This window comes from Haloarcula sp. CBA1129 (assembly GCF_008729015.1).
Taxonomy (GTDB): domain Archaea; phylum Halobacteriota; class Halobacteria; order Halobacteriales; family Haloarculaceae; genus Haloarcula.
The window spans coordinates 2,759,347-2,782,078 of the sequence record NZ_RKSM01000001.1 but is presented as its reverse complement, the minus strand read 5'-3'; the positions used below and the strand labels follow the sequence as shown (position 1 = coordinate 2,782,078).

Sequence of the window (22,732 nt, the reverse complement as noted above, 5' to 3'; positions counted from 1 at the left end):
CACATGAAACTACAGCGGACGGAACGGCGGCGGGCCAGTGAGCGCGCTCGCCGGGTCGAGACGACGGTCGACCGCACTACCGGCGGGGCCGCGTACCCGGTCCGCGTGGCGGAACTGGCAGACGAGTACGGCAGCGCTGCTCCACCCGCCGAAGGCCTCTCGACTGCGATTGACCACAGCGCCCGTCCGGAGACGATGTTCGACGACCGCGAGCAGTCGTGACCACGCTTGAGACGCCGCTATCAATTGGCGGCGTCGAGGTCCCCAACCGACTGTACCGCGCACCGGTACTGGAGTGTGCCGGCAACGGCGAGGCAGCCGTCGACATGCTCATCGACGAACTCGAACCGACGGCAGCCTCCGGTGTCGGTCTTCTCTTTCAAGGGGCAAGTATCGTCACCGACCGCGGCGGCTGTGCCGCACCGAACATGACGCGGGTCAACGACTCGGCCTTCGTCGAACGGCTCGAACGGCTCACCGGCACTGTCCACGACCACGGCGGCCGCATCTTCCTGCAGTTGGCCCACGGCGGCCTCCGGAGTATGGCGACGTGGCATGCCGAATATCGTCGACAGCATCCGCACCAGCACCAGCTCGCTGTCAGCCGTCCGCCGTGGCAGCTCCGGGCACTCGACCGGGTCGGACTGATTTCGCTGCAACCGGCTGTGCTCTCGACTGAGGAGGTGTGGAGTCTGGCCGAGCAGTTCGGGCGGTGTGCCGGCTACGCCGTCGACGCGGGCTACGACGGTATTCACCTCTCGGCGGCAAACATGAGCCTGATTCAGCAGTTCCTCTCGCCGTTCTACAACCGCCGGGACGATGAGTTTCGCGACGGCGTCCGGTTTCTCGAAGCGGTCCACGAGGCTGTCCGGGAGCACGCCGGCGACGTCCCGCTGGTCACGAAGGTCCCGGCCGAGACCGCTGCGCCCCGTTTCGTCCGACGGTATCTTTCTCGGGCAGATGGCGTAAGCATCGCCGAGCGGGCGGCAGCCATCGGGTACGACGGGCTCGTTCCGGTTGCGGTGTCGGCGTTCTGGGACATGAGCATCGTCCGCGGCGCGTTCCCAGACCGCGCCTGGGATGCAAGCGACCTGCAGGACGACTACACGGCAGTCTTCGGCGGCCGGCTGCGAGCGCGCGCCGTTCGGATACTCAACAGACTACAGGCCCGCCGCTTCGGCCACGAGCCGGGCTGGAACGCCGACTTCTGCCGGGCGGTCCGCGAGCGCGTCGACGTGCCGGTCCTGCTAGAGGGCGGGCTTCGAACGCGTGCCGACTGTGACCAGTATCTCGGCGCGGGTGGGGACGACCCCGCCGCCGACGCAGTCGGGATGGCTCGCCCGTTCTACGCGGAGCCGCGGCTCGGCGTGCGCCTGCTCGACGGCGCGGACGCGCTGTGTGAGAGCTGTAACAACTGCACCGTGCCGCAGGTCACCGGCGAACCGGGCCGCTGTCGGACGCCGGCTATCGTCCGCGAGCAGGCCCGACTCCGGCGGGACGGTGCGTACGAGCGCTCCGAGTGAGCGGTCCCGGACGACCGAACACCGTGATAACTGGGCGGATACAAAGGCTCATACGCCTCCGGTCCCGAACGAACGCCGATGACTACAGGGATTACGTCCGAACGCGTCGACCTGTCCGTCGACGGCGAGGACGTTAACATTCACTACCGGACCGGCGGCGAAGGGCCGCCGTTGGTGTTTCTCCACGGTATCGGGCTGGATGCCGCAACCGTCTCGTGGCGACACGCACTGCCCGCACTCGCACCGGAGCGGACGGTGTATGCGCTTGATTTACCGGGCCACGGCGACAGCGACAAGCCCGACCGCGCGTACACGACCGATTACTATCTTGAGACTCTGTCCGAGTTCATCGACGCGCTCGGCATCGAAACACCCGCGCTGGCTGGCCTTTCGATGGGCGGCGCAATTGCACTCGGCCACGCGCTCGATGGCGGCCCCGTCGAACGCCTGATATTAGTCGACAGCTACGGGCTGGGAACCGACGCCTACTGGCGCACAGCGGCTAGCAGCGTCTTGCAGACGCCGATACTCGGTAATCTGCTTTGGCAGGGCGTGGGATCATCTCAGTCGGCGATCCGAAACAGTCTCCGAAGTATGGGTCCCGGCGAACCGCCACAGCAACTGGTCGAGGATGTCGATAGCGCTGTCGACCGACAGACTGTCCGGGCGATGCGGCGCTGGCAGCGTAGCGAGTTCCAGTGGTGTGGCTTCCGGACTGACTACTCAGACCGGTTAGCCGAAATAGATGTGCCGACGATGCTGATTCACGGGGCCGTCGACCCACTGCTCCCCCGTCGGTGGTCCGAGCAGGCTGCTGGGACACTCACTGACAGCACGCTGAAAATCTTCGAGAACTGCGGGCACTGTCCGCCGCGGGAACACCCTGACCGCTTCAACCGGGCTGTTAGAGCCTTCTGCTGAGTTACTCCGGCAGGTCGTCGATGAGGACGACCGCTTCGCCGTCGATGACGACGTCGTCGTCAGTGAGAACCCGCGTAGTCAGGCGGTACTGTTCGTCGCCGAGGTCCTCGACGATTTCACATTCGGCAGTGAGTCGGTCGCCGATGCGGACTGGATTGTGGAACTCCAGATCCTGCGAGAGGTAAATTGTCAGCCCGGGCAGACGCGCGAGTGCCGCGCTGATGAGGCTGCCGACGAGCGTCCCGTGGGCGATACGGCCGCGGAAGCGCGTTTGCTCCGCGAACTCGTCGTCCAAGTGAAGCGGGTTCGTGTCACCGCTCGCGGCGGCGAACTGTTGCACGTCGTTTTCCGAGATCGTCTTCGTGAAATCGACGTGGTCGCCGACGCCGAGACGGCCCGGGTGGTCTTCGGATATCGAGACGTGCCATTCGGGGAGGTCTTCGTCCGGTTCGATACGGTCTGCGGGCGTTACGCCGTTCTCATCCTCTTGCTGGACGCCGAACGCGGCGAACGCTGCCCGGTTAGCTGCGACGACGCTGTTGAACATATGTGACGATGTTTCAGTCCATGTGTCTAACAGCGGGTTCCGTGGCGATTCAGAACTCATCTGTTCTGGTAGTTAATTGGTCGGAGTATTAAACCTTGGTGTTGGTTTCGCCTCAGCTGTCGGTAAACACCGTCTAACGGGCGTCAGACGGGTATTTAGCTCTGCAGTTATCGGTGCTACAGGGCGGAGCACGCCCCTCGACGCTGCTTAACCGCTAATACCACTCTCTGCCATTCAATGGTAATCAATGGTTTTCAGCGGAAGGTTTATATTGTTGAGGAGAGTACATGTAGTTGACCGATGGCCGACGAGGATGATGGCCTGATGTGGCCTCCGATGTTCAAGGGGATGCAACAGGCGAGCGAGAACGCGATGGAACAGCAACAGCAGCTGATGAAACAGATGTTCGCCAGCGGAGGCATGCCGAGTTTCGATATGAATCAGCTCGGTGCCATGAGCCAGATGGCGACGTTCAAGACCCGCGTGCAAAGCGGGGGTCGGATCAGCATTCCCGATGCGGAGCGAGAGGCGCTTGGCATCGACGAAGGCGATATCGTTCAAGCCGTCGTCCTCCCGGTCACTAACAACAACAGCGAGTAATCCAACAATGGTAGACTACACAACCCCCGTCACGACAGCGTTCGAGATGCAGCGCGCCACGATTGAGCAGAGTCAGAAGGCGCTCGAACAGAGCGTTTCCTTCCAGCAGAACGTCAACAACGCGGTCATCGATAGCCTCGACACGCAGGAATCGGCCCAGCGCCGCGGTGTCGAACTTCAGCAGACCGCGTTCCACAGCTACCTCGACGCGATGGCGTCGACGATGCCCGGCATGACAGAAACCGTCGAGCAGATCCGCGAGACCGTCGACGAGCAGTTCGACTTCCTGCTCGAGAACCACGCCGAGGTCTTCGACAACATGGAAACCGAGCTCGAAGAGGGCGCAGATACCTATGACGAGATGACCGACGAGTACGTCACCGCCGTCAACGATCAGGTCGACATGCTCGTCGAGGCCCACGAGGAACTCGAAGCCCAGTCCGTCGAGGCCGCCGAGCAGTTCGGCGAGCAACTCGAAGAGGTCCAAGAACAGGTCGAGGAGATTCAGGAGCAGGTCGAGGAAGTGCAGGCCGAAGCCGCCGACGCTGTCGACGTCGAAGCGTAACTACGACAGTCGGTTTTTTTGTGCGCCCGCCGCCGAAGTACTATTATGAGTAACACAAACGACATTCAGGAGGAATGGACGGAGATGGTTGAGGAGATGAACAACGCGGTCGCTGACTCGATGGAGCAGAACATGAAGGCGCAGGCGGCCTTCGTGGAGTCGTGGGCAGATGCCGTTGAGGACACGATTCCCAAGGAAGAGGACCTTGCCGACGGGATGGACGGCTACAACCGCGCCTACGAGGAGTGGATCGACGCCGCCGAGCAGATGGTCGAGCGCTCGACCGACGCCGCACAAGGCGAGGACGTCGACCCCGCCGAGTTCCGTGACATCTGGCTGCAGTCCGCCAACGAAGCGTTCAAGCACGTCATGGGGACCTCGGCGTTTGCGGCCGCCAACGGCCAGCTCGTCGAGTCGATGATGGAGATGCAACAGGAGGCGGACGACCTGAGTCAGGACGCTCTGGAGCAGATGGGCTTCCCGACACGTGACGACGTTGATGAGGTGGCTGAACGACTCATCGAACTAGAGCGCCGCCAGCACGCGGTCGAACAGAAGCTCGACCGCGTTCTCGAACATCTGGAAGAGTAACCATGTCCAGCAACCCATTCAATCCATTCGAGGCCGCGCTCAACTGGCAGCGCAAGACGCTGGAGAACATGACTGATGCCGCCGAGACCAGCCAGATCGCCGACGAGCGACTGGAGCTGATGGAGTCCGTCGAAGTCGGTCAGACGCCAAGTGACGTCGTCTACGAGGAGAACAAACTCGAACTCCTCCACTACGACGCCGAGGCCGCCGGTATCGAGGTCCCGGAAGAAGAGAAGGAGGACGTTCCGATCCTCATCGTCTACGCGCTGATCAACCGCCCGTACATCCTCGACTTACAGGAGGAGCGGTCGGTCGTTCGCCGCCTGCTCGAAGCGGGCCACGACGTGTACCTCATCGACTGGAACGAGCCCTCGCGGCTCGACCAGCACCTCACGCTCGACGACTACGTCAACCGCTATATGGACAACTGCGTCGACGTGGTCCGCGAGCGGTCCGGTCAGGATGCTATCAATATCCTCGGCTACTGCATGGGCGGCACGATGTCGGTGATGTACACCGCCCTCCACAAGGAGAAAGTCAACACTCTGGGGCTGATGGCCGCCGGGCTGTGTTTCGACCATACGGGCGGCGTCCTCGAAGAATGGGGCTCCGAGGAGTACTACTCCCCGCAGGATGTCGTCGATACGTTCGGGAACGTCCCCGCGGATATGCTCGACATCGGCTTCGCCCTGATGGACCCGGTCGAGAACTACGTCACGAAGTACATCCGCTTCGCGGAGAACATGGAGAACGAGGGCTTCGTCGAGAACTTCGGCCGGATGGAGCAGTGGCTCGGTGACGGCATCGACGTGGCCGGCGAGGCCTACGTCCAGTTCCTCGAAGATGTCTATCAGGACAACAAACTCTACAAAAACGAGCTTGAACTCGACGGCAAGCACGTCGATCTGGACAACATCGATATGCCCGTCCTCCAGCTCATGGGCGAGTACGACCACCTCATCCCACCGGAGGCCTCGAAGCCGTTCAACGATGTCATCGCTAGCGACGACACGCGAACTATCGAGTTCTCGACGGGTCACATCGGCCTCTCCGTTTCGTCGTCGACCCACGCCGACCTCTGGCCCGAGGTCGCCGAATGGTACTCGGAGCGCAGTAAGGGGAACGAGGAAGTCGACATCGAGGTCGAATCCCCGGAAGCGGCCGAAGACGACACAGTGGACCAGTCAGAACTCAGCGACATCGACGTCGACGCGACTGCCGATGTCGATGCCGACGCTACTGAGGACGAAAACGATGCGACTGACGAATCCGCCGATATCGATAGCGTCTCCGGTATCGGCCCGACCTACGCCGAACGGCTGTACGACGCTGGTATCCACAGTGTTGCGGACTTGGCTGAGTACGACGCGGCCGAACTGGCCGACATCGCCGAGACCACTGAGTCCCGTGCGGAGGACTGGCTCGACCAACTGTAATCCGGTGTCGTTTTTCTGTTTCCTGTTGCACGACTAGCCATGCGCGTCTCCGTTATCGGCGGCTCGACAGTCACCGACGACCAGTACCAACAGGCACGCGAGGTCGGACGACGACTCGGTGAGCAGGGCCACGAGGTCGTCTGTGGCGGCCTCACCGGTGTGATGGAAGCAGTCTGTCGGGGTGCGAGCGAGGCCGGCGGTCACACTATCGGTATCCTTCCGGGCGAACGTTCTGCGGCGGCGAACGACTACGTGGACACCGCAATCGCGACCGGGCTGGGCAACGCTCGGAACGTCCTCGTCGTAATGAATGGTGTGGCCATCATCGCCATCGACGGCGGCACCGGGACGCTCTCGGAACTCGGCCACGCGCTGGACATGAACCGGCCGGTCGCCGGGCTCGGTACGCACCGCCTCGACGGCGGCGACGCAATCGAACACGTCGACACACCTGCCGAAGCCGTCGAATACGTCGAGTCTGCCGTGCAGTAGCTTTTACTCCAACAGCCGCTTGAGAGCCGCCGCGACAGCCAGGAATCCGACGCCGAGCAGCCTGACCCGCCGACGGGACCCCTCCTGTGGCGTAAACTCTACCGCCAGCACCCAGCGATAGCCCAGTCGGGCCAGCGACAGTAACAGCCCCGGAACGAGCAGATGAACCACGCCCGCCAGTGCCGTCCCGGTCCACAGTAACCGCCGTTCGGTCCGCGTTAGGTCCATACCGACGCAAGGTGCCGTGTCGGTTTGACCGTGGCGTCTGCGCGTGACGCGTGGGCAGTGCGACAGCCGACAGAACGACAGCGTCGTGACTGGGTCGGATTGAAGACAGAGAAGATAGAACCGCGGTGATTGTCGCTCGAATCGGCGGGAAGTATCCGGCGCGCGCAGCGCGCCGGTTCAATCGCAGCGAGTGACTACCGCGCGCCGAAGGCGCGCGACAGGAACGAGCAGCGATTTTTCCCCAAGTTTTTGCACGACTGAGGGCGCGAAGCGCCCGAAGGAGTTGCAAAAAGTGGGTTTACATCATGCCGCCCATACCGCCGCCCATGCCGCCCATGCCGCCGCCCATGCCGCCGGGCGCGCCGCCTGGGCCGCCAGGTCCGCCTTCGTCCTCGTCGTCGTCGCCCTGGCCACCCTTGAGGTCGCCAGCGGCGATGACGTCATCGATGCGGAGGATCATGACGGCTGCTTCGGTTGCGCTTTCGACAGCCTGGGTCTTGACACGGAGCGGCTCGACGACGCCGTCGTCTTCCATGTCGACGACCTCACCGGTGTAGGCGTCAAGCCCGGAGGTGACTGCGCCACCGTCGTGCTTGCTGCGGAGGTCGACCAGCGAGTCGATCGGGTCGAGACCGGCGTTCTCCGCGAGGGTGCGCGGGATGACGTCGATGGCGTCGGCGAAGGCCTCGACAGCGAGCTGTTCGCGCCCACCGACGGAGTCGGCGTAGTCACGCAGGCCGAGTGCGAGCTGCGTCTCGGGGGCACCGCCGCCGGGCAGGACCTTGCCGTCCTCCAGCGTGGCGGCGACGACGCCGAGCGAGTCCTCGATGGCGCGCTCGACTTCGTCGACGACGTGTTCGGTGCCGCCGCGGAGAATCATCGTGACAGCGCGGGCGTCCTCGACGTCCTCGACGAAGATGCGCTCGTCGCCAGCGATGTCCTTCTGGGCGACGGAGCCGGCGAAGCCGAGGTCGTCGGCTTCGATGTCGTCGATGTTGGAGATGATGCGCGCACCGGTCGAGCGCGAGAGCGCTTCGATGTCGGACTTCTTGGCGCGGCGAACAGCGAGGATGCCTTCCTGCGCGAGGTAGTGCTGGGCCATGTCGTCGATGCCCTTCTGGCAGAAGACGACGTCAGCACCGGCCTCGGCGAGCTTGTCGACCATTTCCTTGAGCTGTTCCTCTTCCTGGTCGAGGAACTGCTGGAGCTGGTCGGGGTCGGTGACGTTGACTTCGGTATCGAGTTCCGTTTCCGGAACCTCGATGGCCGTGTCCAGCAGGGCAACGTCGGCGTCCTCGACGGCAAACGGCATGTTGTCATGGACACGCTCCTTGTCCACGATGACGCCTTCGACGAGCTCGGACTCGTCGGTTGCGCCGCCGACGACGGTCTCGATCTGGATGTTGTCAGTGTCGACGCTGCCGTCGTCGTCGACGACGGACTGGGCGGCACGGACGACGAGTTCGGCGAGGACGTCCTTGGAGGATTCAGCGCCCTTGCCGGTCATCGCGGTCGCGGCGACCTTTTCGAGGGTCTCGGTGTCCTCGGGGTCGACGTCGATGGCGTTGTCTTCGAGAATCTCTTTCGCTTTCTCGGCGGCCTGACGGTATCCCTGAGCCAGGATGCTGGCGTGGATGTCCTGGTCGAGGAGTTCCTCGGCCTTCGAGAGGAGTTCGCCGGCCATGACGACCGCCGTCGTCGTGCCGTCGCCCACTTCGTCTTCCTGCGTCTGGGCGACCTCGACGATCATGTTGGCGGCGGGGTGCTCGATGTCCATCTCGTCGAGGATGGTGACGCCGTCGTTCGTGACGACGACCGAGCCCGAATTGTCGACGAGCATCTTGTCCATGCCCTTCGGACCCAGTGTCGTCCGAACGGCCTCGGCGACGGCCGTCCCGGCCGTGATGTTCATCGACTGCGCGTCCTTTCCGGATGTCCGCTGGGACTCCTCGGAAAGTACAATCATGGGCTGGTTGCCCATCTGCTGTTGAGCCATAGTCAAACGATGATTGAATGTGATTCTATATAAATGCTACGGTGGGCGGCGGTGTATCGCCCTATTAGACGCCACACTCGGCGGTGTGATACCGTGTGACGTGGGTAGTTTATATACCCATTCAGGACCGCTCAGCGGCCCATTCCGAACCGACGGTGGCGCAACTCAGGCGTAATCTGGATGCGAGAGATGTCCTGCCCGGTCCGGTACCAGACGAACGCCGCCCTCGTGAACAGTTCGCGGCACTCGATGCGGACCTCGCGGGGGTTGCCCTCCGTCCGCTCGTGGATGTCCTCGATCGCCGCCCGGGTGAACAGGTCCGGAGCTTGCCCCTCGTACGGTTCGTCCCGGAAGTATGCCAGCGAGCGGGCGGCATACTCAGCCACGTCGTCCGGTGAGAACGGGTCGATACCTTCGTAGTAGCGAAGCCGTGAGTCGAGTGTCCCGCGAATCTCGGCGACGCGACGTTTCCCTTCCGGTGTCCCGGTGAGGAACAGACGAACACCGGCGTCGCCGGCTACCTGAAGCGGCGACAGTAGATCCGCCTCAAGTACCTCGATCTCGTCGACCACGAGCAGCAGCGTCTTGTCGTCCTCGCGCACGCGGCGGACGATCTCGTGGACGGCGTCTTTCGCTTCTGCGGTCGCCCACGGAATCCCGTCCCGCACCTGTGAGTAGTTGCGCTGGTCGATGGAGTAGCCCGCGGCGTAGGCAGCGGTCAGCACCGTCTGGTACAGTTTCCGTGGCGTCGTCTCGCGTGGGTTATCCAGATGCGTGATGACAAACCCCTCGTGTTTCGAGAGGTCTCGCAGGACGATCTCGCGGAAGGCGGTCTTTCCGGTCCCGTAGGGACTCACTAACCCGATGTGCTGGTCCTGCAGGAGCCAGGACGTGACCTGATTCAGCATTTCGGTGTCGTGGCGGACGTACAGCGGTTCGGGCATGTGATCTAGCCCGGCTTCTTCGGTGAACGGGAGGTCAGTTACCGTGTCTGCCGTACCGCCCAGCCCCTCACCGAAGGCCAGTAGTCGCTGTTCGACCTCCTGTAGCTGGTCCAGTAGCACGCCGGCGGTGGCGCTCTCGGCGCGGTCTTCCTCTTCCGACCGGAGCGATTCGAGTCGGTCCACTACCTCTGAAACCGACTGTCCAGCCCCGCTGGTCTCCGGTTGCTCTGTGTCGTCCACCACGACTATCTCTCTCAGTGTTACCGGTCCGGCGCGTTATATGTTACGCCCCGGATTTCGGGGAAGATAACGCGACATAGCCGTACACTTAGAACGGCAACGGGAACGGAACCGAGCCGTAAGCGTACCCTTCCATGCTGCCGTCCGGGCGGGCGCGGAAGACGATGGTCGGCGAGTAGCCCACGTCGGACTGTTCTCCGTATACCCGCCGCCAGTCGTCATCCGGGAAGGAACTGCAGTCGACGACGAGGACGGCTCCGGGGTGAGCCGCTAGCTGGTCGCGGGTCTTCGCGTCGCCGGAAGCCTTGACCGCGGCGACGGCGGTGTCGGCCTGCCGTCGGGACGGCGGCCGCGGACGAGTGACCTCGACGAGCGTGTCTTCGACCCGGAAGTCGACGGAATGGCCCGAATCCAGTTCGACCTCTGGCGTGATGTCGTTGCCGGCATCGACGAGGAGTTTGGCGACGTTGAATTCGCCCATCGTCGCCCGCATCCGTGAGAGGTCAAAGCCCTCGCTGGTCCCGAGTTTGCTCGCCATGGTGTATCGGTAGTCGTCGAGTTCGCCAGTCGCGAGGAAGTCATTGTAGAACGCCAGCCCATCCGCCCGGTCGGCGTCCGGGAAGCCGCCGGCGTGGTCCCGGAAGAACGTCCGGGTCGACTCCCGGCCGTCCTTCGAGAGAAACACCGGCAGGAAGAAGCGAGCCAGCGTCTCGTACTCGGTGAGCCACGGGTCTTCCACCTCTAGCTGGGCGAACAGCTCGCGTTGGACCCACTCGCTGATGTCGTCGGGGACTTCGTCGAACGTGTACTTCTCCGTCCGCCACAGCGTCTCCGGTGTCTCCGTGTTCCCGACCCAGTACGCCCGCTGGCCGTTCCAGCAAAACAGCGCGAGGTCGCCGTTGTCCATCTCCAGTCGGCGCGCGGCCCACCCCTCCGGCGGTGCGAACCACGGCCCGTTCATCGTCGCACCGAAGGTGTTCTGCAGCGGTGTCAGCAGGTCCGTCCGGACCCGCTTCTCGCTCCATCGCTCGTTCGACTGTCGCAGACGTAAGGGACCAGCCACAGGGTCGTGTAGACGGTCCGTGGTCTTGTGCGTTCCGCCCCGTCGAGACACCACCGTTCGGTCTACTCGGCTGCTCTGTGGGCCGTGTGGTACGGTTTCTGGGACCACCGTTACATTGATAGTCACTAGCAGCCAAGTTTCACTGTGGTAACCTATGTCGATGGGAGCGTACGACGACGACGAACACGAACGCCGTGAGCGCAAGAACAGTGAGGTCGACCTGTCGGAAGACGACGACCGGAGTACCTACCACGGAAGCGTCGACTACGACGGTGACGAGTCAACAGAGGAGTTGCTCGATCAGTTCAAACAGATCAACTCTGACTGACGGCGCCCGTTCTCGACCGGTAGCGCAACAGCCCGACAGAGACAGCTGTGACGGCTGTGACGGCTATCACATGGCCGACTAACGCCGCCAGCAGCACCGGCTGGTCGAGCACAAACGGAACGAGAACGAGCTGGAGAACACCAAAGCCCCAGATTTCCAAGTCCGCACGGATGAACACCCGTGCTGTCTCGGGGTCGAACCGGTACCGCGCCGACCGCCAGAGCCCCGTGACGCTGGCCCACCAGCCCGTGCCGATGCGGTAGCTCACGTCCCAGAGGATCAGCAATGTGAGATACACCACCAGCACCGGCGGCTCTGCTCCGAACAACCGGCCCAGAAGCGGCATCGAGCTGACCTGTGGGTCGAAGACGAACAGATGAGTGAGCAGCGCCACGTACGCGAGCACGGACAACACGACCTCGACGTTCGAGGCGAACAACAGCGCTCGGTAGGTCGGCGGGACGTCGATGCGGCGGATGAGCGTACTGATACGGAGCATCTCTGCGCTCCCAATGGTGGCGACGAACACGACGACCGTTCCGGCGATTGCGGCGCTCCAGACCTCGTAGTACCACGACAGGGCGATGATGGCGACCTCGAAGATGAGCAGCTGAATCGCCATCGCTGCCCACGTCGGCAGCCGAATCCCCGGCAGCGCGCCGATGATGCTCTCGTACACCCACGTCTCGCCGTATTCGGGTCGGGTGCTGTCGCCGCTCATCTGCCCGCACCACCCGTGGCCGCGGCCGCCTGTGCCGCTTCGCGGCGCTGTGGCTCACTGAGGGCCAACTTGACAGCGTCCGAGAACGGCGTCAGGTCAACCGCGAACTGTGCCTGAGCAGCATCGGTGTCGGCGACTACTGGCGTCTTCAGTCCGTTTATCAGCGGTTGGGCGACGCTCGATGGCACGTCGGTCAGCAGGCAGACCCAGTACGCCGACAGCTTCGGTGTCAACACCGGTATCGGCACGATTCTGGGCTCGCCAGTGCCCATGAGCCGGCCCGTTCGCTTCAGGATCTCCGCGTAGGTCAGCACCTCCGGCCCGCCGATTTCGTAGGTCTCGCCGGCAGTGTCCGGGACGCCGAGGACGCCGACAAGATACGCGATGACATCATTGATCGCGATCGGATGACAGTCTGTCCGCACCCAGCGCGGTGTCAGCATCACGGGCAGTCGCGTCGTCAGTTCGCGTATCATCCGAAAGCTCGCCGACCCCGCACCGATGATGATGGCCGCGCGGAACGTCGTCAGGTCGTACTCGCCCTCCGCGAGGATGAACTCGACCTCGCGGCGCGACCGGAGGTGCTCGGACAGCGTCTCGCCGTCTTCGCCGAGACCACCGAGGTAGACGACCCGGTCGACACCGGCATCGGTGGCCGCCCGGCGGAAATTCCGCGCCGCGCGCCGGTCCCGCTCGGCGTAGTCAGCACCAGCGTGCATCGAATGGACGAGGTAGTATGCGACATCGACGCCGGCGAGGGCGGCGTCGAAACTGCCCGCGTCGAGCAGGTCTCCTGTCGCCACATCGACGCCGTCGGGTGGGTCATACTCGCTGGGGTCGCGAACGAGCACCCGGACGCTGTGGCCGGCCGCGAGGAGCGCCGGGACGAGATGGCCTCCGACGAACCCCGTCGCACCGGTCACGAGCACGTGCATACCCTTCCTGCAGGACGGAACGGGGTTAAAACCGTGGCCTGTTCGTGTCGGCCGTCAGGACTGTCGAACGAGCGGTTCGTACCAGTCGCGGTTGTCGCGGTACCAGTCGATGAATTTCGCGACACCCTCCCGGATGGTGTGGTCCGGGTCGTAGCCGAGCAGTTCCTCGGCACGGTCGGTCGCGGCGTGGGTGTGTTCGGCGTCGGCGTCGTGGCGCTCCTCGTACACGAGGTCGAGGTCCGGGTCGATCTGGTCGCGGATTTCCGTCGCGAGCGTCTTGATTTCGATGTTGTCCGTCGACCCGATGTTCACGGCCTTGCCGTCGGCGGCGTCCTCGTGCAACAGCGTCATGTTCGCGTCGATGACGTCCTCGATGTAGGTGAAATCCCGCGTCTGCGTGCCGTCGCCGTAGATGACCGGCGGCTCGCCGTTGTGACACCGCGAGACGAAATTCGAGATCGCCATGTTCGGGCGCATCCGCGGGCCGTAGACGGTGAAGTAGCGAAGCGCCACGGCGGGGAGATCGTACACCTCGCTGTAGGCGCAGGCGTAGCGCTCGGCGGCGAGCTTCGACGCGCCGTAGGGCGAGACGGGGGTTGTCGGGTGTTGCTCGTCGTAGGGCAGGTACTGGGGCTTGCCATACACCGAGGAGGAGGAGGCCATCACGAACCGCTCGATTCCTTCGTCACGACAGGCATCCAGCAGGTTCAGCGTCCCGTCGACGTTGACCTCGTCGTACTTACGGGGGTTCTTGACGCTCGGGCGGACGCCGGCTTGGGCGGCTTGGTGGTAGACGTAGTCGGCGTCGGCGACCAGATCGGTCACCAGTTCGGCGTCGCGCACGTCGCCCTCGATGAACTCGTAGCTCCCGTCGCCGTTCCGGGCGGCTTCCCGTCCCGCGTCGACGTTATGTTGCTTGATATCCAGATCGTAGAACGGGTCGCGGTTGTCCAGTACGACGACATCGTGGCTGTCGGCGGCGAACCGCTGTGCCAGATGGCCGCCGATGAACCCGGCACCCCCTGTGACCAGTATTTGCATTATCTGGATGGTCCCCATCGGACGACAAAAGTATGTCGTGAGTTAGCCGCGTCGCACTGTTCGAAGGGGCCAGCTACCTTGAAGTGTATACAGCGTATAAAAATCAGGTAATGGCCTCCAGAGCCTGCGACGGGTGCGGTACGAACGTTTCGATAGCCGGCGGTATCGCCAACATCTGGTCGCAGGAGTCCAGACCGACCGAGGGCATCGTCCTCGAACTCGGCGACGACACGGAGCATTTCCTCTGTTATGACTGTATCGACCGGTTACCCGACGATCGCGATGTGACTGCGGCGGACGTGGCCGCGCTGTCCGCACAGACTGACGACTGACTGTCGCTTCTTTGTTTGGTCGCTGCGAACCGGACGCTGTCGCTTTCCGAGTAGTCTGATAAAACAAAGTGTCAGATGTGGTCGCCCGAAGGCGACCGGAAATCTGCCTTAGTTGCGGACGACGTTCGTCGCGCGGGGGCCTTTGTCGGCCTGTTCGATGTCGAATTCGATCTCCTCGCCTTCTTCGAGGTCAGGGCCGCCAACGTCTTCCATGTGGAAGAAAACGTCATCGTCCGCGTCCTCAGTCGAGATGAAACCGTAACCGCCTGTGTCGTTGAAGAAATCAACCTTACCGTTTGCCATTGCAAATATACGTACAGGGGGTATATGTATAAGCATTCCGAGAGCCGAAGTACCATGACCGTGTGTATGTGCACACGACTCACCCTGTCTCCCCGGATAGCTGGCCTACGCCACCGGCCGACAGGAAAGGTTTAGGCCGCCTCGTCCGTTGCCTTCTCGCGTGTACCCCGCGCGGATTACCGACGAGTTTCCGGCCCCCTCCTACCGGGGCAACCAGAAGCAGGCTCTGGCCGACATCCGTGCGGCTTTCGAGAGCGGAAAAGACGTTGTCCTCGTTCGTGCGCCGACCGGCAGCGGCAAATCGCTGCTCGCTCGGGCTATCGCCGGCTGTGCTCGAACCGCCGGCGAGGCTGCCGCCGAGCAGGTCATCGACGCCTACTACACCACACCGCAGGTCTCCCAGCTCGACGACGTGGCCGAGGACGCCCTGCTCGAAGACCTCTGTGTCATCCGCGGGAAGAACAACTACGACTGCATCCTCCCCGGCGAGACGGACACGCCGGTGAATCAGGCCCCGTGCGTGCGCGAACGGAAATTCGACTGCCAAGTCAAACACCGCTGTCCGTACTTCTCTGACCGTGCTATCGCCTCGAATCGGCGTATCGCCGCGATGACGCTGGCCTATTTCATGCAGACCGCCGGCAGCGACGTGTTCGGCAAGCGTGACGTGGTCGTCATCGACGAGGCCCACGGGCTGGGCGAATGGGCGGAGATGTACGCCACCATCGACCTCTCGCCGGGGACGATTCCGATGTGGAACGACATCGACGTGCCCGACATCGACGGGCTGGACGAAGCCGTCGCGTTCACCGAGCGCGTCGAACACCTCGCTGAGCGCCGTGTGAAGGAACTACGACAGAAGTCGGAGTTGACTGGCGAGGAGGTGGCCGAGCGGGACTCGCTGAACACGCTGAGGCAGGACCTCGGGTGGTTCCGCGAGGACTACACCGACACCGAGAGCGCGACCACGTGGGTCGTCGATCAGGCCGACGGCGAGCACGCGCCGGTGACGATCAAACCGATGAACCCCGAGCGCTACCTCAAACACACCGTCTGGGACCGGGGCAACCGCTTCGCCCTGCTGTCGGCGACCATCCTCAACAAGGAGGCGTTCTGTGCCAACGTCGGCCTCGACCCTGCCAACGTCGCCCTCGTCGAGGTCGGCCACACTTTCCCCGTCGAGAACCGGCCGCTGTACGACGTGGCACAGGGGAAGATGACCTACGAGCACCGCGACGACACGCTGCCCGACATCGCCCGCACCATCGTGCGTATCATGGCACACCACGCTGACGAGAAGGGACTGATTCACTGCCACTCCTATGCCATTCAGGAGCAACTGAAGACGTTGCTCGACGACTTTGGCGTCGGTGCTCGCGTCCGCACCCACGACAAGGAGGGTCGGGACGGGGCACTCGCGGCGTGGAAGCGCAGCGACAACCCCGATGTCTTTCTCTCGGTGAAGATGGAGGAAGCGCTTGACCTCGAGGGCGACCTGTGTCGCTGGCAGGTGCTGTGCAAAGCCCCCTATCCCAACACCCGCGACTCCCGCGTCGCCCGACGGCTCGAAGACGACCAGTGGGGCTGGTACTACCGGACGGCACTGCGGACAGTCATTCAGGCCTGTGGCCGTGTCGTCCGTGCACCCGACGACTACGGCGCGACCTACCTCGCGGATTCGTCGCTACTTGACCTGTTTGAGCGCGCCGACCACGATATGCCCGACTGGTTCCGTGCACAGGTCGACCGGCTCTCACAGCCTGACCTGCCGCGGTTCGCACCGGATCAGGCGCTTTCGGGACTCAGTTCTGGGACCAAACGCCGACACGACCGCTCGCGCTCGCGGTCCGGGGACGGAAATCACCCGCTCTCCGACGTGTGGGACTAAAAGAAGGCGAAGGCTAACCCGTAGACCACCGACGACCCGACCATCAGGACGACCATGATGATGGCGATAATCTGCTGTGTATCCATGCAGACTCTTGATTACTCGCCCAATTAGGCGTTACGACCGCCTTTTCGAGTGTGGTCTGACAACTCTCCAGCCAAGACCGTTCCAGTAAAAACGCCCTACCGTACCCGTGCGTCAACGACAACGTGGGCGACGCCCTCGCTGTACTCCTTGACGCGCCGGGTGTCAAGAACCTCGACGCCGCGGTCGGCTTCGGCAGCGGCCGCCTCCAGTCGCTCGATTGGGCGGTCGAACACGAGCGGGTCCGGCGTCGCCTCGTGCATATGGATGACGCCGCCGGGCGCGAGTGCCGTGAGCGCGCTGTCAAGGTACTCGTGCGCCTCGTAGTACCCCATCACGACCCGGTCGGCGCGCCCCTCCTCGGCGAACCCCGGGACGACATCACGACAGTCGGCCCGGTAGGGGTGGACTTGCTCATCCACGTCGTTGAGCATGACGTTCTCGACGAGAAACCGGAACGCGGTCGGATTGCGTTCGACGGCGGTGACGTTCGCGCCGGCGCGGGCCATCGGGAGCGTGAAGTAGCCGATGCCGGCGAACATATCCAGCACTCGCTCGTCTGCCGCGACGGTGTCTCCCATCCGCGCCCGCTCGGCCTTGTTCCCCGGCGAGAACATCACTGCCGCGAGGTCCATCGCGTAGCGAGTGCCGTGTTCGGTGTGGACCGTCTCCGTGTCGCCGTCGCCGGCGATGACCTCGACGCTGGGTTCGCGGTGCTCGCCGGAGATACCGTGGCGGGCCAGCACCGTTTCGGCCTCGCCGTGGAGCGCGAGCAGTGCCTCGCCGACCTCCGCTGGTCGGGGACTATCGCCGATGTCGACCAGCACGACAGAGCCGAGCACCGCCCACGACCCCGGCGCGGCGTCGATCTCCGTGTCGGTCCAGCCGCGCTCCCGGAGATGGTCATCGAGCGTTCGGAGGCGGCGTTCACCGACTTGCCGGATGACTTCCCGGAACTGCGTCTCCTGTGGCGGAGTGGTCACTGGGATGGCAACGCTGTCCTCTGTCCACTCGGTGACGCTTCTGGTGTCGTCGTAGACTCCCTCGGCTTGCAAGGATTCGATAGCGACCTGCGAACGGGGTTTGGCGACGACGACGGCGAGCTGTTGGTCGTCCTGCTCTCTCGGGCCGTCACTCATCGGTCTCCGTTTCGGCATCGGCGTCGGGGAGGATGTGCAACCCGGCGTGGCTCTTCAGCACCGGTACTTCGTCGGCATCGGTGTCGAGGTAGTCCGGCCGCGGAACGGTCTTGCTCTCGAAGGTTTCGGGGTCGAGGACCTGCACGGCCCTCTCGTCCTCGACGGCGACGAGCGTGGTCTGCTGGCTGTCCTCGCGGAACCCCAGCCGACGGGCGTCGGGCGCTTCACCGGCCTCGAAGCTCGCTTCGTAGTCCTCGCCGGTCGTCAGCCGAATGCCCTTGAGGTTCCCTTGGACCGAGCGGACCAGCACCGGCCCGTCGCCGTCCTCCGGGTCGATGACCTCGCCCTGTCGATAGCGGGGCAGGCGGACGGCGTAGGTCATCCGGTACAGCTCCTGTCCGTCCTCGTCTTCGGAGATGAGTCGCCGCGAGTCGGAGTAGGAGCCGCCGAGCTGAGCGGTGATGCGCTTGGCGATGCCCAGCCCCATCTGGTTGGTCGATATCTTCATGTCCAGCCCGTCGTCGACGGATTTGGTCTCGGTGATGAAGGCGTTGCGGTCGCCGGTCTCCTCGCGGGCGGCGATGTACTCTTCTGCGATTTCTTCGGCCCGCTCGCGCTCTTCATCGGTCGGGTCGCGGCCGTCGGCCCGCACCTGAACGATGCTGGCGAAGGAACCGCCAGCGATCTTCCCGCAACGCTTGCACGTCTGTCGGGAGATGCGGACAGGGACGGTGACTTCTTCGGTGACTGGCGTCCCGCGGATGACGCCGGAGAACTCCGCGTGCATCCGGATGTTGTTCTTGTCGAGCTGTTCGGGGGCGACCTGCCAGGCGACCGACTGGGCGTCGACGTGGATGCCGAGCGCCTCGCTCACCTGCTCGACGGCGATGTCAGTGTAGTCCTCCGCGCCGATGTCGACCCAGCGGTTCCCTTTGTGGACTGCGCCACACCGCGAGCAGACCCGAACTTGGATGATGTCGGGGGCGTCCACTAGGTCGAACTCCTCGAAGTAACAGGCGTCACAGAGGACGTGCTCGGAGTTGCGTTGACCGCCGGCACCCGAAAGCTCCGGGCGCTCGTCGGTGCCCTCCGGTATCTCGTCACCGCAGCGTGGACAGAACTCTCCCGACCGGCTCATTACCGGTCCTACTGTACTGAACTGTTTAAGCCGTGTGTTCCGCCTGCCGGACCACCACCTTCCGTGTGGCACTTTCCCACGATAGCGAGGTTTTAGAGTGTCGACCGTTTATCAGCGGGTATGGAATGGCAAACAGACTGGGGGCTCCGCGGCCGAATGGCCCTGACGATGTTCCTGCTGTTCGCGCTGTACATCGTCTTTCTCGGAGCACTCACGCTGTATTTCAGCAACCTCGCGCTTATCGTGGTCGTCATGGGACTGTTCCTCGGCGCGCAGTTCTTCTTCAGTGACAAGCTCGCCCTGTACTCGATGGGGGCTCGGACGGTCGAACCGGAGGAGTATCCGGAACTCCACCGGACCGTCGACCGCTTGGCCCAGCAGGCCGACCTCCCGAAGCCGAAAGTCGCTGTCGCCGACTCTCGGGTACCCAACGCCTTCGCCACCGGTCGGTCCAAGAGTAGCTCGGCCGTCTGCGTGACGACGGGCATCATGAACACACTGGATCAGGATGAACTGGAGGGCGTCATCGCCCACGAACTGGCTCACATCAAGAACCGCGACGTGATGGTGATGACCATCGCGTCGTTCCTCTCGACGATTGCCTTCCTCATTGTCCGGTGGGGCTGGCTGTTCAGCGGCGGCCGCGAACGCGGCGGACAACAGGTCCCCGTCATCGTCGCCATTCTCATTTCACTGGTCGTCTGGGTTATTTCGTTCCTGCTGATTCGGACGCTCAGCCGCTACCGCGAGTACGCTGCCGACCGCGGCGGGGCGATGATTACCGGGAAGCCTGCCGCCCTCGCGAACGCGCTGATGAAAATCGACGGGCAGATGGACAAAGTTCCGAAAGAGGATATGCGCGATCAGGCGGAGATGAACGCCTTCTTCATCATCCCCATTGACGTCGGCTGGATCGGCCGCCTCGCAAGCACTCACCCCTCGACCGAGAAGCGGATCGACCGCCTGCAGGACCTCGAACGCGAACTCGAAGGTCGCTAGCTTTAGTTGGTTTTCTGACCGACCGGCTGTCGCTCCTGAACCAGTACCGTCTCGCAGTAATTCCTGTACAGAGCCGGAAAGCCTCGAGACGCTGCGCTATTGTGGCTCGCTGCGCTCCTCACTACGTTTCGATGTTTACGTCGCCTCGTCCACCCAGCGTCTCGCCCTTTTCAGTCCACCCGATTCGGCTGCTCAATCAGCTACAGGGTGGGGCTTTCTGGCTGTTGACCGTCTCATTCACACAGTCTGAGTCACCAACTGAGACGCAAACCACCTTGGTCCCCGGCACGTAGGGGCTCACATATGGGATTGCTTGACGGACTCAAGAGCGTCCTCGGGGTGAAAGCCGAGGCCGACGCGACACGCGACGCCGACCCTGATGACCTGTTCGGGATGAGTACCGCTTACATTACGATGGAAGCCGATCTGGGGTACGAGCCGACAGGTGAGGCGGCGCTGTGTTTCGCTGACGTCGACAGCACGGACTTTCAGGACGCCATCGACGAGGTCGAATCCATCCTCGACGCCGGGATGGTCGAGACGGGCACGCGGGCGACCTTCGAGACCGACGATCACGGCTACCAGTGGGTCGTGCTCCACGACAACGACTTCGAGGACCTGCTCACGTCGATTCACTTCGCTGCGGACACGCTCGTCGAGCGCCGGTACGGGTCGCGCCTGCTCGCGGCGCTGTTCGCGTTCGAGCACACGCGCGACGACCAGACCGTCTACTGGGTGTATTCCTTCCGCCGGGGCGCGTACTACCCGTTCGCGCCGGACCCTCACGACAGCCACGAACGCAACACGTCTGCGGAGTTCAAACTGGACAGCAACCTCAGCGACGAAATAACCGTTGAGGACGACAAGGAATATTGGTATCCACTGTGGCCGGACCGCCCCGGCTACCATCCTTGGGAGTGAGATGACCGAGGGCGGCGTCGCTGTCGGCGACCACCTCCGTCCGGCTGAGACCGACTGCGACGGCCGCGTTTCCGACGGCATCTACCGCGTCGTCGGCACGAGCGAGGAGTAGTGACACCACTGCTCGGTGGGCCTTGTGTCTCCTCTGGCGTTCGGTCCGCTCTAGGCCAGTCCCCGTCGCGATTGCAATCGTGTTCTCACTCATTGGTACGTTCGGCGAGGGCTACGTCCCGCTGTCTGAAACAGTGCTGACTGGCCTCACCTTCGTCGGGCCGTTCCTGCTCATCTACCTCGATCGAACAGGCTTGCCCTGCGTCTGTTTCTGCCACGCCTCGACTCTCCTTTCCATCTAAAGCTCCCGATTCCGTTCCGAACTATCCCGCCGCTTTCCCACACTTTCACTTTCACTCTGGTGTTAACGAGGCTTTATACCCCCGGACGCACAAGCCTCGTCCATGTCCGCAAGTGAGGACCTCGAAGAGCTGCCGGGTGTCGGTCCGGCGACAGCAGAGAAACTCGAAGACAACGGCTACGACTCCTATCAGGGAATTGCGGTCGCCTCTCCCGGCGAACTGTCGAACACGGCCGACATCGGCGAGTCGTCGGCGGCAGACATCATTCAGGCGGCCCGCGAAGCAGCCGACATCGGTGGTTTCGAAACCGGGTCAACAGTGCTCGAACGCCGCGAGCAGATCGGCAAACTCTCGTGGGGCGTCGACGAGGTGGACGACCTGCTGGGCGGCGGCGTCGAGACCCAGTCCATTACCGAGGTTTATGGCGAGTTCGGGGCTGGCAAGTCTCAGGTAACCCACCAGCTCGCAGTCAACGTCCAACTCCCGGCCGAACACGGCGGGCTGGAAGGCAGCGCCATCTTCGTCGACTCCGAGGACACGTTCCGACCTGAGCGTATCGAGCAGATGGTCAAGGGCCTCGCCGACGAGGTCTTGGCCGACACGCTGGTCCTCCACGGCATCGTTGAGGACGAGGCCGACGCAGACCCAACCGACGAGGACCAGCTTGATGCCCTCGTCGCCTCCGTGCTGGAGAAAATCCACGTCGCGAAAGCGTTCAACTCCAACCACCAGATTCTCCTCGCCGAGAAGGCTCAGGAGATCGCCAGCGAGAGTCAGGACGAGGAGTTCCCTGTCCGACTGCTCGCCGTCGACTCGTTGACCGCCCACTTCCGCGCCGAGTACGTCGGCCGTGGCGAACTCGCCGACCGCCAGCAGAAGCTCAACAAGCACCTCCACGACCTGATGCGGGTCGGCGACCTCAACAACACCGCCGTCGTCGTCACGAATCAGGTCGCCTCCAACCCTGACTCCTTCTTCGGCGACCCGACCCAGCCCATCGGTGGCAACATCCTCGGCCACACCTCCACGTTCCGGATGTACCTCCGCAAGTCCAAGGGGAACAAGCGCATCGTCAAACTCGTCGACGCGCCGAATCTCCCGGACGGCGAGGGCGTCATGCGCGTCGAAGAGGACGGCCTGCTGAACGAGTAACCTAACTCCGACAGCACTAACACAGTCCGTTTCTCCGGCGGTCTTCGACAACTGCGACAGTTTTTGGCCGGACTGGTATGTGGGCTGCTCCCGCGCCCCGAACCCCTTCGTTTCATCTCGAACCGCCTCCCGTCTGGCGTCTTGCGGCCGTCAGACGCACCGTGGTGAATGTGAAACTTCGCCACCCCAATCGCAGGACGGCGATACATCTCCTGTTGAAACAGGGGGGTGGTAGCCGGGAATCGGCAGACG

The 22,732-nt window shown here is 63.4% G+C and carries 26 protein-coding genes; 15 read left to right on the top strand and 11 right to left on the bottom strand.

Features of this window, described 5'->3' with window-relative positions:
- Nucleotides 1–3 precede the first annotated feature (3 nt).
- From Har1129_RS14045 to Har1129_RS14035, 3 genes are all read left to right on the top strand, one after another.
- Complete coding sequence (locus Har1129_RS14045; RefSeq protein ID WP_151101220.1) at nucleotides 4–222, top strand: hypothetical protein; 219 nt, start codon at nucleotides 4–6, stop codon at nucleotides 220–222.
- Nucleotides 219–1,523, top strand: a complete 1,305-nt coding sequence (locus Har1129_RS14040; RefSeq protein ID WP_151101219.1) for an NADH:flavin oxidoreductase — start codon at nucleotides 219–221, stop codon at nucleotides 1,521–1,523. Before Har1129_RS14045 ends, Har1129_RS14040 begins: the two co-directional genes overlap by 4 nt.
- 78 nt (nucleotides 1,524–1,601) lie before the next feature.
- Nucleotides 1,602–2,444, top strand: a complete 843-nt coding sequence (locus tag Har1129_RS14035; protein ID WP_151101218.1) for an alpha/beta fold hydrolase — start codon at nucleotides 1,602–1,604, stop codon at nucleotides 2,442–2,444.
- Nucleotide 2,445: 1 nt separating this feature from the next.
- Here Har1129_RS14035 and Har1129_RS14030 read toward each other — a convergent pair whose 3' ends face one another.
- Nucleotides 2,446–2,991 carry a MaoC family dehydratase gene (locus Har1129_RS14030; protein ID WP_151102156.1) on the bottom strand — a complete coding sequence of 182 codons (546 nt, stop codon included), beginning with the start codon at nucleotides 2,989–2,991 and terminating at the stop codon, nucleotides 2,446–2,448.
- Nucleotides 2,992–3,291: 300 nt separating this feature from the next.
- Between Har1129_RS14030 and Har1129_RS14025 the strand changes: the two genes are divergently transcribed.
- Genes Har1129_RS14025 through Har1129_RS14005 form a run of 5 tightly spaced genes read left to right on the top strand, consistent with a single transcriptional unit; the run spans nucleotide 3,292 to nucleotide 6,675 of the window.
- Nucleotides 3,292–3,591 (top strand): AbrB/MazE/SpoVT family DNA-binding domain-containing protein, encoded by a 300-nt coding sequence (locus Har1129_RS14025; protein WP_004960320.1) that lies wholly within the window; start codon nucleotides 3,292–3,294, stop codon nucleotides 3,589–3,591.
- A gap of 7 nt (nucleotides 3,592–3,598) precedes the next feature.
- On the top strand, nucleotides 3,599–4,156 hold the full coding sequence (locus tag Har1129_RS14020; RefSeq protein WP_151101217.1) for a hypothetical protein: 558 nt from the start codon (nucleotides 3,599–3,601) through the stop codon (nucleotides 4,154–4,156).
- Between the two features lie 45 nt (nucleotides 4,157–4,201).
- Entirely contained in the window at nucleotides 4,202–4,747 is a 546-nt protein-coding gene (locus Har1129_RS14015; protein WP_151101216.1) for a poly(R)-hydroxyalkanoic acid synthase subunit PhaE, read from the top strand.
- A 2-nt stretch (nucleotides 4,748–4,749) separates the two neighbouring features.
- A complete protein-coding gene (gene phaC, locus Har1129_RS14010) occupies nucleotides 4,750–6,183 on the top strand; it encodes a poly(3-hydroxyalkanoate) polymerase subunit PhaC (protein ID WP_151101215.1) in 1,434 nt (477 codons plus the stop codon).
- Between the two features lie 39 nt (nucleotides 6,184–6,222).
- Nucleotides 6,223–6,675, top strand: coding sequence for a TIGR00725 family protein (locus tag Har1129_RS14005; RefSeq protein ID WP_151101214.1), 453 nt, complete (start codon nucleotides 6,223–6,225; stop codon nucleotides 6,673–6,675).
- A 3-nt stretch (nucleotides 6,676–6,678) separates the two neighbouring features.
- On the opposite strand, the gene Har1129_RS14000 is transcribed toward Har1129_RS14005, so the two are convergent.
- The 4 genes from Har1129_RS14000 to Har1129_RS13985 form a co-directional block, all read right to left on the bottom strand.
- Nucleotides 6,679–6,903, bottom strand: a complete 225-nt coding sequence (locus Har1129_RS14000) for a hypothetical protein (protein WP_151101213.1) — start codon at nucleotides 6,901–6,903, stop codon at nucleotides 6,679–6,681.
- 298 nt (nucleotides 6,904–7,201) lie between these two features.
- On the bottom strand, nucleotides 7,202–8,884 hold the full coding sequence (gene thsA / locus Har1129_RS13995) for a thermosome subunit alpha (RefSeq protein ID WP_151102155.1): 1,683 nt from the start codon (nucleotides 8,882–8,884) through the stop codon (nucleotides 7,202–7,204).
- Between the two features lie 146 nt (nucleotides 8,885–9,030).
- A complete protein-coding gene (locus Har1129_RS13990) occupies nucleotides 9,031–10,026 on the bottom strand; it encodes an AAA family ATPase (protein ID WP_151102154.1) in 996 nt (331 codons plus the stop codon).
- A gap of 145 nt (nucleotides 10,027–10,171) precedes the next feature.
- A complete protein-coding gene (locus Har1129_RS13985; protein WP_151101212.1) occupies nucleotides 10,172–11,146 on the bottom strand; it encodes a DUF5784 family protein in 975 nt (324 codons plus the stop codon).
- 154 nt (nucleotides 11,147–11,300) lie between these two features.
- Here Har1129_RS13985 and Har1129_RS20660 point away from each other — a divergent pair, with 154 nt between their 5' ends.
- Nucleotides 11,301–11,474: a DUF5786 family protein gene (locus Har1129_RS20660; RefSeq protein ID WP_004516474.1), complete on the top strand. Its 174-nt coding sequence runs from the start codon at nucleotides 11,301–11,303 to the stop codon at nucleotides 11,472–11,474.
- On the opposite strand, the gene Har1129_RS13980 is transcribed toward Har1129_RS20660, so the two are convergent.
- From Har1129_RS13980 to Har1129_RS13970, 3 genes are read right to left on the bottom strand one after another with little or no spacing between them, the layout of a single operon-like run.
- Nucleotides 11,461–12,195: a hypothetical protein gene (locus Har1129_RS13980; RefSeq protein ID WP_151101211.1), complete on the bottom strand. Its 735-nt coding sequence runs from the start codon at nucleotides 12,193–12,195 to the stop codon at nucleotides 11,461–11,463. The two genes, Har1129_RS20660 and Har1129_RS13980, sit on opposite strands and share 14 nt — an antisense overlap.
- A complete protein-coding gene (locus tag Har1129_RS13975) occupies nucleotides 12,192–13,130 on the bottom strand; it encodes an NAD(P)H-binding protein (protein ID WP_151101210.1) in 939 nt (312 codons plus the stop codon). The genes Har1129_RS13980 and Har1129_RS13975 overlap by 4 nt, the downstream gene beginning before the upstream one ends.
- Before the next feature lie 54 nt (nucleotides 13,131–13,184).
- Entirely contained in the window at nucleotides 13,185–14,171 is a 987-nt protein-coding gene (locus Har1129_RS13970; RefSeq protein ID WP_151101209.1) for an SDR family oxidoreductase, read from the bottom strand.
- 110 nt (nucleotides 14,172–14,281) lie between these two features.
- Here Har1129_RS13970 and Har1129_RS13965 point away from each other — a divergent pair, with 110 nt between their 5' ends.
- Complete coding sequence (locus Har1129_RS13965; RefSeq protein WP_151101208.1) at nucleotides 14,282–14,503, top strand: hypothetical protein; 222 nt, start codon at nucleotides 14,282–14,284, stop codon at nucleotides 14,501–14,503.
- Nucleotides 14,504–14,611: 108 nt separating this feature from the next.
- Here Har1129_RS13965 and Har1129_RS13960 read toward each other — a convergent pair whose 3' ends face one another.
- Entirely contained in the window at nucleotides 14,612–14,806 is a 195-nt protein-coding gene (locus Har1129_RS13960) for a cold-shock protein (protein WP_004516469.1), read from the bottom strand.
- Nucleotides 14,807–14,966: 160 nt separating this feature from the next.
- Here Har1129_RS13960 and Har1129_RS13955 point away from each other — a divergent pair, with 160 nt between their 5' ends.
- The gene (locus Har1129_RS13955) at nucleotides 14,967–16,694 is read left to right on the top strand and encodes an ATP-dependent DNA helicase (protein WP_151101207.1); all 1,728 of its coding nucleotides are present in this window, start codon (nucleotides 14,967–14,969) and stop codon (nucleotides 16,692–16,694) included.
- 182 nt (nucleotides 16,695–16,876) lie between these two features.
- Here Har1129_RS13955 and Har1129_RS13950 read toward each other — a convergent pair whose 3' ends face one another.
- Entirely contained in the window at nucleotides 16,877–17,917 is a 1,041-nt protein-coding gene (locus tag Har1129_RS13950) for a class I SAM-dependent methyltransferase family protein (protein WP_151101206.1), read from the bottom strand.
- A complete protein-coding gene (locus Har1129_RS13945) occupies nucleotides 17,910–19,055 on the bottom strand; it encodes a 60S ribosomal export protein NMD3 (protein ID WP_151101205.1) in 1,146 nt (381 codons plus the stop codon). Before Har1129_RS13945 ends, Har1129_RS13950 begins: the two co-directional genes overlap by 8 nt.
- A 120-nt stretch (nucleotides 19,056–19,175) precedes the next feature.
- Between Har1129_RS13945 and htpX the strand changes: the two genes are divergently transcribed.
- From htpX to radA, 4 genes are all read left to right on the top strand, one after another.
- Nucleotides 19,176–20,054 carry a zinc metalloprotease HtpX gene (htpX, locus tag Har1129_RS13940; protein WP_151101204.1) on the top strand — a complete coding sequence of 293 codons (879 nt, stop codon included), beginning with the start codon at nucleotides 19,176–19,178 and terminating at the stop codon, nucleotides 20,052–20,054.
- A gap of 303 nt (nucleotides 20,055–20,357) precedes the next feature.
- Nucleotides 20,358–20,975: a hypothetical protein gene (locus Har1129_RS13935; protein ID WP_151101203.1), complete on the top strand. Its 618-nt coding sequence runs from the start codon at nucleotides 20,358–20,360 to the stop codon at nucleotides 20,973–20,975.
- Nucleotides 20,976–21,166: 191 nt separating this feature from the next.
- Nucleotides 21,167–21,328, top strand: coding sequence for a hypothetical protein (locus tag Har1129_RS20980; RefSeq protein WP_225307818.1), 162 nt, complete (start codon nucleotides 21,167–21,169; stop codon nucleotides 21,326–21,328).
- A 102-nt stretch (nucleotides 21,329–21,430) separates the two neighbouring features.
- Complete coding sequence (gene radA, locus Har1129_RS13925; RefSeq protein ID WP_151101202.1) at nucleotides 21,431–22,480, top strand: DNA repair and recombination protein RadA; 1,050 nt, start codon at nucleotides 21,431–21,433, stop codon at nucleotides 22,478–22,480.
- Nucleotides 22,481–22,732 lie beyond the last annotated feature (252 nt).

Excerpts from the sequence above, each read along its gene's own strand:
- Har1129_RS13935 (WP_151101203.1), top strand. The coding sequence starts at position 20,358 with ATGGGATTGCTTGACGGACTCAAGAGCGTCCTCGGGGTGAAAGCCGAG.
- Har1129_RS14045 (WP_151101220.1), top strand. The coding sequence starts at position 4 with ATGAAACTACAGCGGACGGAACGGCGGCGGGCCAGTGAGCGCGCTCGC.
- Har1129_RS13975 (WP_151101210.1), bottom strand. The coding sequence starts at position 13,130 with ATGCACGTGCTCGTGACCGGTGCGACGGGGTTCGTCGGAGGCCATCTC.
- Har1129_RS14000 (WP_151101213.1), bottom strand. The coding sequence starts at position 6,903 with ATGGACCTAACGCGGACCGAACGGCGGTTACTGTGGACCGGGACGGCA.
- Har1129_RS13945 (WP_151101205.1), bottom strand. The coding sequence starts at position 19,055 with ATGAGCCGGTCGGGAGAGTTCTGTCCACGCTGCGGTGACGAGATACCG.
- Har1129_RS14035 (WP_151101218.1), top strand. The coding sequence starts at position 1,602 with ATGACTACAGGGATTACGTCCGAACGCGTCGACCTGTCCGTCGACGGC.
- Har1129_RS20660 (WP_004516474.1), top strand. The coding sequence starts at position 11,301 with ATGTCGATGGGAGCGTACGACGACGACGAACACGAACGCCGTGAGCGC.
- Har1129_RS14005 (WP_151101214.1), top strand. The coding sequence starts at position 6,223 with ATGCGCGTCTCCGTTATCGGCGGCTCGACAGTCACCGACGACCAGTAC.
- Har1129_RS13960 (WP_004516469.1), bottom strand. The coding sequence starts at position 14,806 with ATGGCAAACGGTAAGGTTGATTTCTTCAACGACACAGGCGGTTACGGT.
- Har1129_RS13980 (WP_151101211.1), bottom strand. The coding sequence starts at position 12,195 with ATGAGCGGCGACAGCACCCGACCCGAATACGGCGAGACGTGGGTGTAC.
- Har1129_RS13950 (WP_151101206.1), bottom strand. The coding sequence starts at position 17,917 with ATGAGTGACGGCCCGAGAGAGCAGGACGACCAACAGCTCGCCGTCGTC.
- Har1129_RS14020 (WP_151101217.1), top strand. The coding sequence starts at position 3,599 with ATGGTAGACTACACAACCCCCGTCACGACAGCGTTCGAGATGCAGCGC.
- Har1129_RS14030 (WP_151102156.1), bottom strand. The coding sequence starts at position 2,991 with ATGTTCAACAGCGTCGTCGCAGCTAACCGGGCAGCGTTCGCCGCGTTC.
- htpX (WP_151101204.1), top strand. The coding sequence starts at position 19,176 with ATGGAATGGCAAACAGACTGGGGGCTCCGCGGCCGAATGGCCCTGACG.
- Har1129_RS14015 (WP_151101216.1), top strand. The coding sequence starts at position 4,202 with ATGAGTAACACAAACGACATTCAGGAGGAATGGACGGAGATGGTTGAG.
- Har1129_RS14025 (WP_004960320.1), top strand. The coding sequence starts at position 3,292 with ATGGCCGACGAGGATGATGGCCTGATGTGGCCTCCGATGTTCAAGGGG.
- Har1129_RS13965 (WP_151101208.1), top strand. The coding sequence starts at position 14,282 with ATGGCCTCCAGAGCCTGCGACGGGTGCGGTACGAACGTTTCGATAGCC.
- radA (WP_151101202.1), top strand. The coding sequence starts at position 21,431 with ATGTCCGCAAGTGAGGACCTCGAAGAGCTGCCGGGTGTCGGTCCGGCG.
- phaC (WP_151101215.1), top strand. The coding sequence starts at position 4,750 with ATGTCCAGCAACCCATTCAATCCATTCGAGGCCGCGCTCAACTGGCAG.
- Har1129_RS13970 (WP_151101209.1), bottom strand. The coding sequence starts at position 14,171 with ATGCAAATACTGGTCACAGGGGGTGCCGGGTTCATCGGCGGCCATCTG.
- thsA (WP_151102155.1), bottom strand. The coding sequence starts at position 8,884 with ATGGGCAACCAGCCCATGATTGTACTTTCCGAGGAGTCCCAGCGGACA.